Raw genomic sequence first — 13,069 nt, 5'->3', positions numbered from 1 at the left:
CCCCACATGATCGTCGCTAAGCAACCACACCCGATGAAGACACCGGACATGCCAAAATCCACCCCCTAAGCGGGGGTGGATTATGCAGAAAGATGCGGGCATTACTGCTGCCGATTCTGCTCCTCCACTTGGCGGCGGACGTCATCCATGTCAAGGGCCTTAACCTGGCCGATGAGATCATCGAACGCCTTTGGCGGCAGCGCGCCGGCCTCGCGATAAACGAGGATGCCGTCGCGAAACGCCATCAAAGTTGGGATGGCCTGAACCTGAAGAGCTGCGGCAAGCTGCTGGTTTTCCTCTGTATCCACTTTCGCGAAGGTGACGTCGGGATGCGCCTCCGAGGCCTTCTCAAAAGTTGGCGCGAACTGCTTGCATGGCCCGCACCAGTCAGCCCACGGGTCGACGAAGACTATGCCGTCCTGAGTCACGGTCTGCTCGAAGTTTTCTTCGTTTAAATCAATCGTTGCCATTTTGTCTCCCTAATTTTGTAGTCTTTACTTATAGGCCCCAACGATACCTGGAGCCAAGATATTCCCGCACCGTTAATTTTCAAGGAGTGATCGCAGTGACCAAAAATTACAGTGTGGAAGGGCTTGAAACATCCGCAGATGCAGAAAAGCTTGAGGCCGAGATCGCCCAGATCCCCGGATTTCAAGGAGTGGACATCGAGGTGGAAACCGGCCATATAACAGTGGACGGGCATGCGATCTCCGACGAACACGTCCGCGACGCCGTTGAAGCCGCAGGGTTTTCACTTCTCGAGGAATAACGCCGTGAACCTCACGTACACTATGTGACATGTCCACTACCGTAGCGGGAGTAGAAATCATCACCGCCCGTGAGGTTCCTCTCGGCGGGCCACGCGCCATGACCGTGTACCGCACCCGCACACCGGGCTTCAGACCGTGTCCTGGCTTTTCGCGGGCAACATCACACACCACGATTCCGGTGACAATCACGCAGTTGTTCTGCCCGGCGAGGTCAATCTCATGACAGCCGGTGCCGGCATTTGCCACTCTGAGGTGTCCACTCAGTCCACCACCGTGCTGCATGGCGTGCAGCTGTGGACCGTTCTGCCGGACTCGGCCCGCCACGGCCAGCGCCACTTCGACCACTACGCCCCCGAGTTTGTCGAACTCGACGGCGCCCGCGCGCTAGTTTTCATGGGTTCACTATTTGGGCAGACCTCGCCGATCCCTACCTTTACTCCGCTGGTCGGCGCAGAAATCAGGCTTCAGCCCGGCGCGACGGTACACATCGATGTGGATCCAACCTTTGAACACGGGTTGCTTGTCGACGAGGGCCCCGTAGAGCTGGAAGGTGTGACAGTCAATCGTCGTGAGCTTGCTTACACAGGTGTTGGTGAAACACAGCTGACGCTGCACAATCCAGGTGACGCGTCGGCACGCGTAATTTTCATCGGCGGCGAACCGTTTGCCGAAGATATTGTGATGTGGTGGAACTTCATCGGCCGCACCCATGACGAGGTGGCCCAGTACCGTCGTGAGTGGGAGGAGCACAGTGAGCGCTTCGGCGAAACACATGGCTATATCTCCCACGATCCCGACGGATTGGCCCGCCTACCTGCGCCAACTTTCCCGAACTCGCGGCTTAGGCCACGTGTGAATCCTGAACCCGTCGCCCGCCCAGAAATGAGGATTGAATCATGAATGAGTCAAAAAATGTCCCCGATCTAGTCGAGGTCTTCCCTGAAATCTTCAAAGCCCAGGGCAAGGTGATCGGACAATTGCTCCGCACTTTTGAAGAGGTGGAACTGCCAGGAGGACTCGTCGAATTAGTGAACGTCCGCGTTAGCCAGTTAAACGGCTGTGCCCTCTGCTTGGTCACACACGCCTCCGGCGCGCGTGACGCTGGTGTTGAGCAGGCCAAACTTGACGTTTTGGCGGCGTGGCGTGAGCAACCCGGATACTTTGCTAAGGAGGAATGCGCAGCCCTTGAGCTGGCAGAAGAAATTACTCTTTTACCTCACGGTAACCGCCATTTGGACGCCGCGCGCAAGGCTAGGGAGGTCTTCACTGAAGAGCAACTTGCTGCGCTGGAGTGGGCGATCATCCTGATAAATACCTACAACCGCATCTCGATCATGTCAGGACATCAGCAAGGGTAGCGCCTCGGCGTGGCCGTCGCCCCGGTCCGGCCATTTGTGTCGGTCCGGCCGTTTTCGTCGTCATCCCGCCATTGACGCTTACCCCCTAGGGGTATAAAGTCAGGTTCATCTACTCTGACGAAAGGATTTATCATGGCTGTGAAGAACTACACCGTCGAAGGCATGACCTGCGGACACTGCGAAGCTAGCGTGAAGGAAGAGGTCGGCGAAATCAGCGGAGTTACTGCTGTTACTGCTGATCACACCACCGGCGCTGTTTCCGTCACCGGCGAGAACTTCACCGACGATCAGGTCGCAGCTGCCGTTGAGGAAGCAGGCTACGCCCTGAAGTAGCGCGCGGAAACGGGAAGGAAGAAACCCGATGAACAACCCCGAAACCACCGACGCGCCGATAACAGCACCAGTCACCCTGGCGCAGATCGATCTCGGCGTTACTGGCATGACGTGCACCTCGTGCTCGAACCGTGTGCAACGCAAGTTGAACAAGGTTGACGGAGTGGATGCCTCGGTGAACTTCTCCACCGAAACGGCTACCATTAAGTACGATCCCGCTAAGGTTGACAAAACCCACCTCATTGATGTGGTGAAAGGTGCTGGTTACGACGCATTTACGCTTGCCGACGATAACTCCGACGCAGCAGTGGCCGGGAACGACGAGGGCGGAAGTACTGGTGCCGGAAGCACAGTGAGCGGCAGCCCATCGTCGTTAAGTGCACAGGACCGGATTGACAGCGCACGTAACGACGAAGCCGACCGCCTAAAATCGAAGCTGATCTCCTCGGCGATTCTTACTGTGCCGATCATGCTGATCTCCATGATTCCGGCACTGCAGTTCACCTACTGGCAGTGGGCGGTGCTTGTGATGACCACGCTGGTGTATGTCAACGGCGGCGAGCCGTTTCACCGCGCAACCTGGGCAAACCTGAAGCACGGTGCAACAACCATGGATACTTTGATCACGCTGGGTACTTCGGCGGCGTATTGGTGGAGTATTTACGCGTTGTTCTTCGGTAACGCGGGTGTAACGGGCATGACCATGGAGATGAGCTTGCTGCCGTCGGATACCAGCATGGATGAGATCTACTTGGAAACCACCGCAGTGGTGATTACTTTCCTGTTGCTGGGACGTTGGTTTGAGACGAAAGCGAAGGGGCATTCGTCGGAAGCCCTGCGTGACTTGTTGAACATGGGTGCCAAGGACGCTGCAGTGATCCGCGATGGCGCTGAGGTACGCGTCCCGATTGCGCAGCTGCAGGTAGGCGATCGGTTTATCGTGCGCCCGGGTGAGAAGATCGCCACCGATGGGCACGTGGTCGACGGCAGCTCTGCTGTCGACGAGTCCATGCTCACCGGCGAGTCCGTACCCGTGGAGGTCACGGCCGATGACACCGTCACCGGTGCCACCTTGAATACCTCGGGCCGGCTCATCGTGGAGGCTACGCGTGTTGGCGCCGAGACTACGTTGAGCCAGATGGCCAAGCTGGTGTCAGACGCGCAGGCCGGTAAGGCCCCGGTGGAGCGACTCGTAGACCGCATCTCAGCGATCTTCGTCCCAGTCGTGATTATCATCGCGATCCTCACGCTGATCGGCCACTTGCTGGTGGGCCACGAACTGGCCCACGCGTTCACCGCCGCTGTCGCAGTGCTGATCATCGCCTGCCCATGTGCTCTCGGCTTGGCAACGCCGACCGCTATTCTGGTGGGCACCGGCCGCGGCGCCCAAATGGGCCTATTGATTAAAGGACCCGAAATCCTTGAATCTACCCGTCAGGCAGACACCATCGTGCTGGACAAGACCGGCACCGTCACCTCCGGTGAGATGAACGTAACCCACATCGCCGCCGCAGAAGGCTGCACAAACGAAGAAGTATTGGCTCTTGCTGCCACCATCGAGGCAGGCTCCGAACACCCGATAGCACAGGCGATCGTGCGTGCGTCTCAGTCAACTCGTTCCTCGATGGAACCGGCGGAGGAACTGACGGCGACCAGTTTCCAGAACGAGCCAGGTGTTGGAGTATCCGGCATGGTCGGCGAGGACCGCATCGTGGTTGGCCGCCCCGCTGCGCCACTCGGTAAACTGCAGCAGGCCTTTGATCAGGCACAACAGGCGGGTGGCACGCCAGTCGTCGTGACGCGTAACGACGAGGCGATCGGCACCATCACCGTACGTGACACCATCAAAGACACCTCCGCAGAGGCAGTCCACCACTTTCAGGAGCTAGGGCTGACCCCCTACCTTCTGACCGGCGATAACCGGGGCGCTGCCGAAGCCGTCGCGGCGGAGGTCGGTGTGGCGGCCCAGAATGTGATCGCTGAGGTCATACCGGAAGATAAGGTCAACGTTGTGCGCCGTCTCCAGGGCGAAGGCAAACACGTGGCCATGGTCGGTGATGGGGTCAATGATGCAGCTGCCTTGGCCACCGCCGATCTTGGCCTTGCGATGGGTGCCGGAACCGACGTAGCCATCGAAGCTTCAGACATCACCCTGATGAACAATGACCTGCGCAGCGCCGTTGATGCCATCCGCCTTTCCCGGAAAACCCTCGGCACAATCAAAGGCAACTTGTTCTGGGCATTCGCCTACAATGTGGTGCTTATCCCGGTAGCAGCGTTGGGCTTGCTCAACCCGATGCTCGCCGGTATCGCGATGGCGTTTAGCTCCGTATTTGTGGTGAGCAATTCGCTGCGCCTGCGCAGATTCAGGTCCTCATACTGAACGCCTGTCTTAGACACGTCCTGGACCTCACGGCCTTGGGTTCGGCCAGGATGCCGTCGATCAGGGAACTGTGTGGATGTGGAAACTTGTTGCTTTGAAGCACGTTTTATGAGTGCCGGGCCCTATAGTGTGAGGCGTGACTACCACAAAAGAACAGGGCCTGGCCAACGAACAGGGCCTGACGCGCGCTGAACGGCTTGACCGCCTGCCCGTCACCCCTAAGCACCGGAAGCTGCTGGTCGGCTCCGGAATTGGCTGGGCACTCGACGCGATGGACGTGGGGCTGGTCTCTTTCGTGATCGCAGCCCTTGCCATCCATTGGGACCTTGATAAAACCACCACGAGCTGGATTGCCTCAGTTGGTTTTATTGGCATGGCGATTGGTGCAAGTCTGGGCGGATTACTTGCAGACAAGATCGGGCGCCGCCAAGTTTTTGCCCTAACACTGCTGGTCTACGGCCTGGCCACTGGCGCCTCGGCCTTGGCCGTCTCTGTGGCGGTGCTGCTGGTGTTCCGCTTTCTTACCGGCTTAGGTTTGGGAGCTGAACTTCCCGTGGCCTCTACGTTGGTTAGCGAGTTTGCCCCGCGCAAAGTGCGCGGCCGCATGGTGGTGTGGCTTGAAGCATTCTGGGCGGTTGGCTGGATTCTGGCGGCGGTGATCGGCACTTTCGTAGTCGCAGAAGGCGAAAATGGGTGGCGCTGGGGCCTTGCCCTGGGCGCCGTCCCCGCCCTGTATGCGCTTTATGTGCGCATGAAGATGCCAGAATCCGTGCGCTTTTTGGAGCAGAAGGGGCGTTACGACGAGGCCGAGGAAGTGGTGCGCTCCTTTGAAAAGGACGTGGATCCGGCCTACTATGACCCGCTCACCACTGCCCAAACAGAAGAACACCTCACCGGCGGCATGTGGGGCCGCGACATGAGGAAACGCACGCTGGCTTTGTGGATCGTGTGGTTCGGGGTATCGCTCGCCTACTACGGAGCCTTCACCTGGATTCCCTCCTTGCTGGTAGACCAGGGTTTCACCCTGGTGCGCTCCTTTACATTCACCTTGATAATTACCCTGGCGCAGCTCCCGGGATATGCGATGGCAGGTTGGTTGATTGAGGTGTGGGGCCGGCGCGTGACACTGTCCGTGTTCCTCGTAGGTTCCGCTGTCAGCGCAGGGCTGTACGGGTTGGCCACCGCGGAATGGCAGATCATCGCGGCCGGTTGTCTGCTCTCCTTTTTCAATTTGGGTGCGTGGGGAGCGCTTTACGCGATTGGCCCGGAGCTCTACCCCACCGCCATCCGCGCCACCGGTACAGGGGCAGCAGCAGCTTTTGGCCGCATCGGCTCGATCTTGGCACCGTTGATCGTTCCGCCGCTTTTGGCTTTTGGTAATCAAGCGGCTGTGTTTGCGGTGTTCGCCTCCGCTTTTATGATCGCAGCGGTAGCCGCCTTTACCCTGCCAGAACAGCGCGGCAAGATGCTAGATTAGTCGCGGGGCGGATGATTGTTCCCGCCCCGCGACTAATTGTGTGTAAGTTTTCAGCGCATAAATTGCGTGAAAAGACTCTTCAACTTCGAGAAAAATCCCTGGTCCTGCGTGGCTTGGGAAAGCTCGTCGATCGAACGTGGCATGTTGAGCAACATGGTGGACGCGTCGGTGCGGGCAACCATGATGGAGTTATCAAGACGTGCCACAGTCGCCGCGCAGGCTGGGTATGCATTGTCAATGGATCGGCTGGTCACGACTGGCTCCTTTCTGTTTGCCCTCACTTTAGGGTGATTTCCGCAGCTTGTCACCGTTGGTAAGCCAAACCTAACTCAATCGCGAAATTGATAGGTCCCTCTGGTCTGGTCTTTTCAGGGCTTTCATACGTGCACCGATCACACAAGGGGGTACGCTTGTGATGTGCGACACTACCCCCGTGACGGCGCAGCCGGTTTCTCCTCCGCCGTGACGGCGCAGCCGTCACCCGTGCGCCATATTCACAAAGCGGGAGTAGTGCAGCTGGTGGGCGACTGAGATCGTGTCGATCGGGCCCCCACGGTGCTTAGCGACGATAATGTCTGCTTCGCCGGCACGCTCATCGTCACGGTCTTGGGAGTCTGGGCGGTAGAGAAGGAACACCATATCGGCGTCTTGCTCGAGTGAGCCAGACTCTCGTAAGTCAGCCAACTGCGGTTTCTTATCGGTGCGAGCTTCGGGGCCACGGTTCAGCTGGGAGATCGCGATCACGGGAACCTCAAGTTCTTTGGCCAGAAGTTTCATCTGGCGGGAGAACTCGGAGACCTCTTGCTGGCGCGACTCCACCTTCCTACCGGAACTCATCAGCTGCAGGTAGTCCAGCACCACTAGGTCAAGGCCATGTTGCTGCTTCAAGCGACGCGCCTTGGAGCGGATTTCCATCATGGTCAAGTTCGGGGAATCGTCGATGAAGATCGGGGCCTCCTGGATTTCTTCCAGGCGGTTGGTCAACTTTACCCAGTCGCTTTCCTCCATGGTGCCGGCGCGCATACTTGACAGCTTGATCTCTGTCTCAGCACTCAGCAAGCGCATGACAATCTCGGTGGCAGACATTTCCAGCGAGAAAATCGCCGAGGTTTTCCCGCTGTGGATCGAACACGAGCGCATGAAATCCAACGCGAGTGTGGACTTGCCTACACCTGGACGCGCCGCGATAATCACCATCTGCCCGGCATGCAGCCCGTTGGTGAGGCGGTCAAGGTCCACGAAACCCGTCGGCACGCCCTGCTCCAAACCACCGCCACGCTCAATCTTTGCCAACTCATCAACAGTGGGCTTAAGCAGCTCCGATAAGGATTGGTAGTCCTCCGTGGTCCGATTCTGAGCCACTTTAAACACTTCCTGTTGGGCCATGTCCACCACGGCCTCAACCTCCATCCCCTCAGTGCCGTCATAGCCCATTTGCACCACGCGTGTACCAGCATTAACAAGCTGGCGCAGCACTGACTTCTCCGCCACAATCTCCGCGTAGTAGCGTGCGTTCGCCGCTGTAGGCACCTCCGAAATCAGAGTGTGCAGGTAGGGGGCTCCACCAACACGCTCCAGCTCATTTAACCGATCTAACCGCCCCGCCACAATCACCGGATCGATCTCGCTGCCCGAAGCGTACAGGTCCATGATTGCCTGGTAGATCAGCTGGTGCGCCGGAAAGTAGAAGTCCTCAGCACTCAGTTCCTCGATGACATCCAACACAGTGTTGGGGCTGAGCAGCATTGAGCCCAGCACGCCCATCTCCGCCTGCCGGTCATGCGGCGGTTGACGGTATTCGTGCATGCCTTCGTCTTGGCGGTTGAAGTTCGCTTTTCGACGATAACTGCGACTCTCACCGCGGTTGTCCTGGGTGTCCGGCTGTGGCACAAAGCCTTCGTCGTCGAAGCTTGCTACGCCCTCACTGGAAGCCATGGTGTCCCCTTCCTCCTGTCGCCCAATTCTCGCCGATGTCTCGCACTGCATCTTACCCGGCGGCCACGACACGTCGCCGCTGTATCCGCACCCCTGAAACGTACCGCATCCTCACTTATCCACAGGCCTCTGTGGATAACTTGTGGATAACTCCGCTACCAGATGGTGTGATGGCCCAATTACCGCCTCCAGCAATTTGGGCAGCGCTACACTCAGCCACATGTTCATCACCAGAGTGCGCCTCGACTCCCTCGACGGGCTGCCCGCGTGGGTACAGGCGCTACCCGCAGTGCGCTCGCTTTACCACGAACCCTTGCCACTGAGCGCGGTTACCATCGTGACCGGCGACAACGGTGCAGGAAAATCCACTCTCATGGAGGCACTTGCCGTCGCCATGCGCGTCAACGTAGAAGGTGGATCACGCCACGCCCGCTTCTCCCTTGCCCACGAGAAACACGAGTTGGGGCGGGCGCTCGTCGTCACGCGAGAACGGAACCCCAAAGACGTCTTCTTCGTCCGCGGCGAAACCTTCCTTCACCTGGGCCTTTACTACGCTTCGCTGGGTGGGCCGTTCGCGGAACTGCCCGATCTCAGCCACGGCCAAGGCCTAATGGAGGTGTACCGCGAGCGTCTCGACGACGGCCTCGTACTTCTCGACGAACCCGAAGACGGGCTGTCCGTCTTCCGACAACTGGAACTACTGGGACTGCTGTGGCATGTGGTACGGCGCGGCGGGCAAGTTGTGATGGCAACGCACTCCCCCGTGCTGATGTCCATACCAGGGGCAACACTGCTGGAGGTAGGTGCGCACGGCGTAGTACCTGTGGACTTCGATGAGGTAGAAGCCGTACGCGCGTGGCAAGAATTTATCGCCGACCCGCGCGGCACCACCAGATACCTGCTGGCGGACTAGTGTTTATCCGCGAATTATTGTCTGTTGGCCGCGCAGAGGGCTGGCTTTCGGATGTGCCCGGGGTGCAGGCATTACAGGCCACCGGCTCCTTAGGACTATCCGCACCGCTGACCGTGCTGACCGGCGACAACGGCGTGGGAAAATCAACGTTGTTAGAGGCGATCGCCGCAGGCTACGGCTTTCCGCGCGCAGGTGGGCCGGTAGGGGTAAGTGCTGGTGGCCTAGGCGGTGGCAGTCACTCCTTACTTCCTTATATCTCACTGGTGCTGGGGGAGCGCCGCAAAGTGGGTTACTTCCTGCGCGCCGAAACTCACTTCGCACTAGGCAAGAAGTTCGGTGCGGACGGACCCGGATTCGAACACATGCACCGGAAATCACACGGCGAATCCGTCATTGACCTGCTATCAACATTCCCCGCCGACGGTTTGTACCTGCTCGACGAACCGGAGTCCGGCCTCTCCCCCGTCCGCCAGATGGCCGCCGTGGGGATGCTAGGCCGTCTACTGCTCGGGGGCTCCAGCGCTGGCGCCGGTCTTGACGCTGGCACTGGCGCTGGTGCCCAGATTGTCATGGTCACCCACTCAGCAATCATGTTATCGCTGGCCACAGCGGTTCCAGGGGCTCGGATCGTAGAAATCACCGCCGACGGACAGTTTAATACTGGGCTCGAACTCGAGGACACTATCGCATTCCGGGCCATGGATGACTTCCTCGCCGATCCCACCGAGATCGCCCGCTATATGTGCGAGGTCACCAGCCACGAGTAGAGGCAACCTGTCACCGAACCACACCCGAAACCACACCCGAACCAGCTCACAATCGCTGAGAAAGTTTTACAAGAGAACAATTAGCAGCAGCGGTCGTCGATACGCTAACCTTCCGCCTCGCCGAACTAGACAAACGCAAAGCCCACGCAGCACGAGCGTACCCACACCCCACACAAAATCACATGAAGAATCAGGGCTAGGCCCCAAGATGATGACGGGATTGGCATTCACTCCGTCTGGGCGTAGGTATTCATGCTCGGTTGGTCTATTGGCAAACGCTGGAAGCTGCAGAGCATTCCAGTGTTTGGCACTCGGCTTTTTCGATCACTCCATGACGCAAGGAGTTTCACCCGCAAGCACATGGGCTGCTGTGTCACAGCACCACAGCTACCGGTTGATGCTGTCAAGTATCCAAGACGCCTTAAACGCTACCGACTAGGGCGAGAATTACGGTGCCACTAACAAGAAAGTTCAAGGTGGCGTGAGCGATAAATGGGGCCCAGAGGTTGTCGTGGAAGGCCCGTAACAACCCCAGGCCTATTCCTAAGGCGAGATAGTAAGGCAAAAGTGGTGGCGCGAGGTGCATGATAGCGAACACTAGAGAGCTCACAAGGATTACCAGGGACAGGTGCCACCCGCGATTGCGCAAGGATTGATAAAGCACGCCTCGCAGCAGAACTTCCTCCCACAAAGGGACCAAGAGTGTGATCAGCAGTAAAACCATCGCCCACATGGCGGGGTGAAAGAAGTCGGGGCCAATATTGGCTAGCCACCCATCAGAATTTGGGGCATCGTCGGGTGATTCCGCCCTGCCGGTTAGCACAAAGAAACCCATGTTGATTAGTGCTATAGACACTAGCAATACTGGTATTTGCCACAGCAGGTGCAGTAGCCGTGGGGTGGGTCGGCGCAGTCCAAGCTGCTGCCAACTTATCCTGCGTCGTCTCAACCACCAAGCCTGCACCCCCAATACCATCAGGCCGTGGACAGTAAGCAGAAGTATCACCAAGGAAAGCGCGGTGTGTTTATCTGCACCCGCCCGTACTGCGCCGAGGGCAATAATAAAAACGAGGAGACCACCGAGGATGGCTACACTAAAGATGAAGAGGGCGTCGCTAAGCGTGAGTGGTCTTAAATTACCAGCCACTGTGTGCCGACCGGGAGTAGAGGTTTCGTGGGTTTCCTTAGTCATGATTTACTACGTCCTCTGTTGCTGAACTACGAAGTTATGATCGTCTGATTTACATACCCGCAGGTATCGTTCCCATCGTGGTTCCGATAGCCACAATGCTATCCAGTCACTATCAGACACTGAGTATGGTCGCCTTAAAATAGCCTGCAATGTCAGGACCCCAGCGAGAATATCTGGCCGGACTTTTCCGCCAGGCAGCACTCCACCGGGGCTTCGCAGACTAACTTAACATAACAACGTCATACCTGCCTACGGCCCGAATTTATCGTCGTGCTTTTGGTGGTGGTTGGTGTGGGGTGGGATGTTAGGAGCTTTCGCAGAGGTGAGACGTAAAGAGATGGACCGCGAAAAATATATCCGCAACCTAGGGTACTGGGCGCTTCGGTTCACTCCGCATGAGATTCGGACGCAACGGCACATGGTGATCGAAAGGATCCGGGAAGTATTGCGGAATACCAGAAAGTAGGCAGCCCCCGGCCGCGCTCAGCATAGTGACTGGATAGAACACGAGAAAGTCGATAGATTTTTCGGTGACCCCTGGCAGTTTCACTGAGGGTGGAAGGGCAACAGCCCAGCCTAAAACCCACACGACGAAAAGGCGTGGCCCCGCACTCCTCACAAGTGCGGGGCCACGCCTAATAATGCTGTTGTCATGTGATCCGTTCAAGCCCGGAGGCTGCACGCCGGCCTCACCCGGTGGCAGCTGGGACCTGTGGATCGTCGATAAGCGAAAAGCCGAAACTTATGCGCTTTCGACCGCGAAGTTCACCTTGGCCTCCACGTCGTCGTGGAGTTTGACAATGACCTGGTGATTACCGGTCTTGCGCACGTGACCCTTTGGCAGGTCGATGATGCGCTTGTCAAGAGCTGGGCCGCCAGCCGCCTTAATCGCGTCTGCGATGTCGCCAGCTTTGACGGAGCCGAACAGCTTGCCAGACTCCGAGGTACGCACCTTGACGGTCACACCAGTGAGCTCGTCGAGCTGAGTGCGCAGCTCCTTAGCGTGGTCCAGGTCGCGCACTGCGCGCTCTTCCTGGGCACGTTTGATGCCTTCGATCTGCTTCTCTGCACCGCGGGTGGCAACGATAGCCAGGCCGCGTGGAAGCAGGTAGTTACGTCCGTAGCCGTCCTTGACCTCGACAATGTCGCCGGGTGCGCCAAGGTTTTCAACGGCAGCGGTGAGGATCAGCTTCATGATCCGTTACCTTCCTTCAGTTGAATATTGTGATCGTTTAGAACGGAGGCTCATCATCCATACCACCGCCGAATCCACCGGCTGGAGGTGCGGAATTCCACGGATCATTTGCGGGCTGCTGCACCTGCTGGCCACCAGACTGCTGTCCACCAGACTGCTGGGACTGCTGAGAGCCATGCTGCGGTGCCTGCTGGCCGAAGCCACCCTGGTTGTTCTGGCCGGGCTGCTGCCCACCAAAACCACCCTGCGACTGCTGCTGGCCACCTCCACGGTTGCCTCCGCCCCAGTTCCCGCCAGAGCCACCCTCACGTGGGTTGCGGTTTACGGTTGCGGAAGCCCAACGAAGGGATGGGCCAACTTCATCGACATCGACTTCAAAGACGGTGCGCTTTTCGCCATCGCGGTTGGTAAAAGAACGCTGGCGGAGACGCCCGGTGACAATCACGCGCATGCCCTTGGACATGGATTCAGCGACATTTTCCGCGGCTTGGCGCCACACGCTGCAGTCCAGGAACATGGCTTCGCCGTCTTCCCACTGGCCCGAGTCGCGATTGTACTGACGCGGGGTGGATGCGACGGTGAAGTTTGCTACGGCTGCACCCGATGGGGTGAAGCGCAGCTCCGGGTCGGCGGTTAGGTTGCCGACAAGTGTGATGGGGGTATCTCCCTGTGCCATGTTCTTTGCCTTCCTTACAAGTGTTCCGTGTTCAGATGAGCTTTCTTACTGGCTTGTGTACCAGATTTCG

14 protein-coding genes and 1 pseudogene are annotated in these 13,069 nt (G+C 58.2%); 9 read left to right on the top strand and 6 right to left on the bottom strand.

Going from position 1 to position 13,069, the window contains the following annotated elements; all coding sequences use genetic code 11:
• Nucleotides 1-101 precede the first annotated feature (101 nt).
• Nucleotides 102-470 (bottom strand): thioredoxin, encoded by a 369-nt coding sequence (trxA, locus tag CKV99_RS13395; protein ID WP_092259769.1) that lies wholly within the window; start codon nt 468-470, stop codon nt 102-104.
• Nucleotides 471-565: 95 nt separating this feature from the next.
• On the opposite strand from trxA, the gene CKV99_RS13390 reads away from it, so the two are divergent.
• The 6 genes and pseudogenes from CKV99_RS13390 (at nt 566) to CKV99_RS13365 (ending at nt 6,321) form a co-directional block, all read left to right on the top strand.
• Entirely contained in the window at nt 566-769 is a 204-nt protein-coding gene (locus tag CKV99_RS13390; protein WP_092259767.1) for a heavy-metal-associated domain-containing protein, read from the top strand.
• 29 nt (nt 770-798) lie between these two features.
• Nucleotides 799-1,670 (top strand): annotated as a pseudogene (locus CKV99_RS13385) (pirin family protein).
• Nucleotides 1,667-2,128 (top strand): carboxymuconolactone decarboxylase family protein, encoded by a 462-nt coding sequence (locus tag CKV99_RS13380; RefSeq protein ID WP_092259765.1) that lies wholly within the window; start codon nt 1,667-1,669, stop codon nt 2,126-2,128. The pseudogene CKV99_RS13385 and the gene CKV99_RS13380 overlap by 4 nt, the downstream one beginning before the upstream one ends.
• A gap of 132 nt (nt 2,129-2,260) precedes the next feature.
• The gene (locus CKV99_RS13375; RefSeq protein WP_092259763.1) at nt 2,261-2,461 is read left to right on the top strand and encodes a heavy-metal-associated domain-containing protein; all 201 of its coding nucleotides are present in this window, start codon (nt 2,261-2,263) and stop codon (nt 2,459-2,461) included.
• A gap of 28 nt (nt 2,462-2,489) precedes the next feature.
• Nucleotides 2,490-4,844 (top strand): heavy metal translocating P-type ATPase, encoded by a 2,355-nt coding sequence (locus tag CKV99_RS13370; protein WP_092259761.1) that lies wholly within the window; start codon nt 2,490-2,492, stop codon nt 4,842-4,844.
• A gap of 136 nt (nt 4,845-4,980) precedes the next feature.
• Nucleotides 4,981-6,321, top strand: coding sequence for an MFS transporter (locus CKV99_RS13365; protein ID WP_269457276.1), 1,341 nt, complete (start codon nt 4,981-4,983; stop codon nt 6,319-6,321).
• A gap of 50 nt (nt 6,322-6,371) precedes the next feature.
• Here the strand turns inward: CKV99_RS13365 and CKV99_RS13360 are convergent, their stop codons facing one another.
• Nucleotides 6,372-6,575, bottom strand: coding sequence for a hypothetical protein (locus tag CKV99_RS13360; protein WP_092259759.1), 204 nt, complete (start codon nt 6,573-6,575; stop codon nt 6,372-6,374).
• A gap of 223 nt (nt 6,576-6,798) precedes the next feature.
• A complete protein-coding gene (gene dnaB / locus CKV99_RS13355) occupies nt 6,799-8,256 on the bottom strand; it encodes a replicative DNA helicase (protein ID WP_092259757.1) in 1,458 nt (485 codons plus the stop codon).
• Nucleotides 8,257-8,476: 220 nt separating this feature from the next.
• Between dnaB and CKV99_RS13350 the strand changes: the two genes are divergently transcribed.
• Entirely contained in the window at nt 8,477-9,169 is a 693-nt protein-coding gene (locus CKV99_RS13350; RefSeq protein WP_092259807.1) for an AAA family ATPase, read from the top strand.
• On the top strand, nt 9,112-9,936 hold the full coding sequence (locus CKV99_RS13345) for an AAA family ATPase (RefSeq protein WP_231910096.1): 825 nt from the start codon (nt 9,112-9,114) through the stop codon (nt 9,934-9,936). The genes CKV99_RS13350 and CKV99_RS13345 overlap by 58 nt, the downstream gene beginning before the upstream one ends.
• A 421-nt stretch (nt 9,937-10,357) precedes the next feature.
• On the opposite strand, the gene CKV99_RS13340 is transcribed toward CKV99_RS13345, so the two are convergent.
• Nucleotides 10,358-11,128 (bottom strand): CPBP family intramembrane glutamic endopeptidase, encoded by a 771-nt coding sequence (locus CKV99_RS13340; RefSeq protein ID WP_092259753.1) that lies wholly within the window; start codon nt 11,126-11,128, stop codon nt 10,358-10,360.
• Nucleotides 11,129-11,429: 301 nt separating this feature from the next.
• Between CKV99_RS13340 and CKV99_RS15140 the strand changes: the two genes are divergently transcribed.
• The gene (locus tag CKV99_RS15140; protein WP_143063452.1) at nt 11,430-11,594 is read left to right on the top strand and encodes a DUF559 domain-containing protein; all 165 of its coding nucleotides are present in this window, start codon (nt 11,430-11,432) and stop codon (nt 11,592-11,594) included.
• A gap of 276 nt (nt 11,595-11,870) precedes the next feature.
• On the opposite strand, the gene rplI is transcribed toward CKV99_RS15140, so the two are convergent.
• Nucleotides 11,871-12,323, bottom strand: a complete 453-nt coding sequence (rplI, locus tag CKV99_RS13335; RefSeq protein ID WP_092259751.1) for a 50S ribosomal protein L9 — start codon at nt 12,321-12,323, stop codon at nt 11,871-11,873.
• Nucleotides 12,324-12,360: 37 nt separating this feature from the next.
• Nucleotides 12,361-12,999, bottom strand: a complete 639-nt coding sequence (locus tag CKV99_RS13330) for a single-stranded DNA-binding protein (protein WP_092259749.1) — start codon at nt 12,997-12,999, stop codon at nt 12,361-12,363.
• Nucleotides 13,000-13,069: the final 70 nt, after the last annotated feature.

This window comes from Corynebacterium cystitidis, from assembly GCF_900187295.1.
GTDB classification, from domain to species: Bacteria; Actinomycetota; Actinomycetes; order Mycobacteriales; family Mycobacteriaceae; genus Corynebacterium; species Corynebacterium cystitidis.
Note: the sequence above shows the minus strand (reverse complement) of the source record. Positions and strands in the feature narration are given on the sequence as shown.